General features: G+C 60.5%; 3 protein-coding genes. 1 reads left to right on the top strand and 2 read right to left on the bottom strand.

Translation table 11 applies throughout. The features are described 5' to 3' along the window. Positions 1 to 531 precede the first annotated feature (531 nt). Positions 532 to 1,347 carry a ferredoxin--NADP reductase gene (locus tag Q0X89_RS17755; RefSeq protein ID WP_297696693.1) on the bottom strand — a complete coding sequence of 272 codons (816 nt, stop codon included), beginning with the start codon at positions 1,345 to 1,347 and terminating at the stop codon, positions 532 to 534. 47 nt (positions 1,348 to 1,394) lie between these two features. Here Q0X89_RS17755 and Q0X89_RS17750 point away from each other — a divergent pair, with 47 nt between their 5' ends. Beyond that, positions 1,395 to 2,156: a sulfite exporter TauE/SafE family protein gene (locus tag Q0X89_RS17750; RefSeq protein ID WP_297696691.1), complete on the top strand. Its 762-nt coding sequence runs from the start codon at positions 1,395 to 1,397 to the stop codon at positions 2,154 to 2,156. A 161-nt stretch (positions 2,157 to 2,317) separates the two neighbouring features. Here Q0X89_RS17750 and Q0X89_RS17745 read toward each other — a convergent pair. Then, on the bottom strand, positions 2,318 to 2,744 hold a 427-nt coding region (locus tag Q0X89_RS17745), incomplete at its 5' end, for an ACT domain-containing protein (RefSeq protein WP_297696689.1).

Genomic DNA, 2,744 nt, shown 5'->3' with positions numbered 1-2,744 from the left:
TACATGCTGGCGCAGAGTATTTCGGAAGCCGCCCAGGGGATCGAAAAGACCGTGGCAGCACTCATCGAAATGGCGTGATTCAACAGGGAGGGGATCAACCCCTTTCCTACGAGGAATTCTTCGCTATCGCTATGTAGGGGAAAGGTTTACCGGACCCTCCTACAGAATATGCCCTCCTCCGCCCACTGGTTTGAACCGCAAAGAACGCAAAGAGCGCGAAGAAGATATCTTCTGGTCACGATACGCAAAAGGTCCTTTGCGATGTCTTTGCGTTCTTGGCGGTCTTAGCGGTTCAAGCGCGCCCTCAACCGGTCGATCGCTCTCCCTCGGCGTGCCGTATCACAGCCTCCATCCTTGACTCCACAACTATGATCTACGCCCACGGAATTCGGACAGCCTTACTGAAGGAAACAGAATGCCAAGAGTGTCAATGATGTCCTGAGGTCGAAGTGTCAACTATGTCCTGAGGTTCTAAAGTTTTCCCCCGCCCGCGGCCCTTCAGATTTTGCAGGTAGATGAACTGCCGGCGGATCACCAATAGCGCTCCACATACACATGGCCCGGCTCCTTGCGACTGTGCTCACGGAAGCCTTCATCGTCGAGGATCGTCACCATGTCCTCGATCATCGCCGGGTTCCCGCACAGGAAGATGCGAGTGGATTCAGGTGTCGGGCGGGATCCCCAGACGCGTTCGAGATGGTCGCCCTGCCAGAGGTCCTGCACATAGCCGGCAGGACCACCCCACGGCACCGGTTCCTCGGCCGGCCGGCTGATCACCGCCTGGTACGAGAAGGACGAGTGCAGCCGGGCCATCGTCATCAGCTCGGCCTGATATCCGAGATCCCACGAGTGCCGCGCCCCGAGGAACACGGCGATCCGCCGCTCGCTCCCCTCCGGAAACATGGTCCGCAGCATGCTCATATAAGGCGCCAGCCCAGTCCCGGTGGCGACCAGCACCAGATCGGCGTCGTCCGGGGCGTCGTCGAGGGTAAAGCGGCCGGTGATCTTGGGCCCCAGCCACAACCTGTCCCCGGGCTCGAGCGCGAAGAGACGCGGGGTCAGACCGCCTGAGCGTACCAGGGTGATATAGAGCTCGAGGTGCTCGCGTGCAATCGAAGCGGAAGCAATGGAATAGGCGCGGCGGATCAGGGATCCCGGTTTGTGTTCCTCTTCGTCGGGATCTGCAAGATCGCAGCGCGGCGCATCCGGCGGAAGACCGAGGACCGCGAACTGGCCAGGGGTGAACTCGGGCAGCTCCCACCCCTCGGGCACGACCCTGATCACCATCAAACCGGGGCCCACCTCGGTGCGCTGCTGAACCACTGCGTTGAGATCGAACTTTCCCATACAAAACTCTCCAGTTTCCGCCGACGAAGAGGGTACACTTTCTCACGATGTTCGGCATCGAAACCATCTTCGAATCCCTCCCCCAGTTCCTGGTCGTCTGCCTGATCCTTGCTGTGGCCGAGGCCGTCTACGTGCTGCTGGGTTTCGGCGCCGGCCTCATCGCAGTCGGCACGATGGCCCTCCTGCTGCCCGAACTCAAGGATGCGGTCGTCCTCCTCCTGCTGGTCAACCTCCCCGCCGAGCTCTGGATCGTGCGTTCGTCCTGGCAGCGGATCTCGTGGCGCGGGGTGCTCGTGATCTTCGTCGGCGTGGCCATCGGGACGCCCCTCGGCACGTCGTTGCTTCGATGGGGTGACGCGCGTTTCCTGCTCATCGTCCTCGGAGTCTTTCTGGTCGCCGTCGGTGCTGTTTTTCTGTCCATCCGAGACACCCAGGAACGACAGATGCCGCGCTGGGTCGCCGGGCCGATCGGTATGATCTCGGGAATTCTCACCGGTCTCTTCGGCACCGGCGGCCCGCCGCTTATCCTCTTTTACCAGCTTCAGGGAGTTGACAAAGCCGCATTCCGGGGCAATCTGATGGCGATCTTTCTGCTCATGACTGCGGTCAGGGTACCTTCGTATGCGGTCTTCGGCCTCATCACGGCTCCGCGCCTTTGGTCGGCCCTCGCGGTCATGCCGGCAGTCCTCCTCGGCGCGCTGATCGGCAACAGCATTCACCTGCGCATCGAGGAGACCACCTTCCGCCGCCTGGTCAGTGCAGCACTGCTCGCGATTGGAATACTCCTGCTCATACCCGGCATCAGATAGAACGCGGCTCCTTTACCACCCATCCCCCATAAACCGCCAAGAGCGCGAAGAACGCCAAGACAGCGCAAACGTCTTTTGACCTTCGACACACACAGATGATCTTCTTTGCGCTCTTTGCGTTCTTTGCGGTTCAAAAGTGTGGGTGGGGGAACGACCCAGGTTCAAAGGGCCACTACGTGCCCTTCGTCTCTCAGGATCGCGCACGCTCGTTCCAAATCCGCCGCCTTCACGAGAAGGTAGTCGGTGTCGTACGTGGACACTACAAAAATCGGCACTTTTGCTTTTGCCAGCGGTGCGCTGAGCGCGGCGAGGACACCCATCATCTCGAAGGGTAACGGACCCTCTACTCGTAGACAGCGCCAGCCGACTTCGGCCAGAGCGCCCTCAGGAACATCTGTCGATTGCGACACGACCGACAGTTCATCGCTGGTTCGGGTCATCGAAAGAAAGCTGCCGGGTTCTATAGGAGGGAGCGGTGCATCCGCGGCGAGGCGCCACACGGAATACTCACCCGGCAGCACCGTGAGGCGCAGGTACCTCACTCCAGGATCTCGAATTTTGTGCCCGTCCTCAGGAAGTGGTTGAGTT

Source organism: uncultured Eudoraea sp. (assembly GCF_947258525.1).
GTDB lineage: Bacteria > Bacteroidota > Bacteroidia > Flavobacteriales > Flavobacteriaceae > Eudoraea.
Note: the sequence above shows the minus strand (reverse complement) of the source record. Positions and strands in the feature narration are given on the sequence as shown.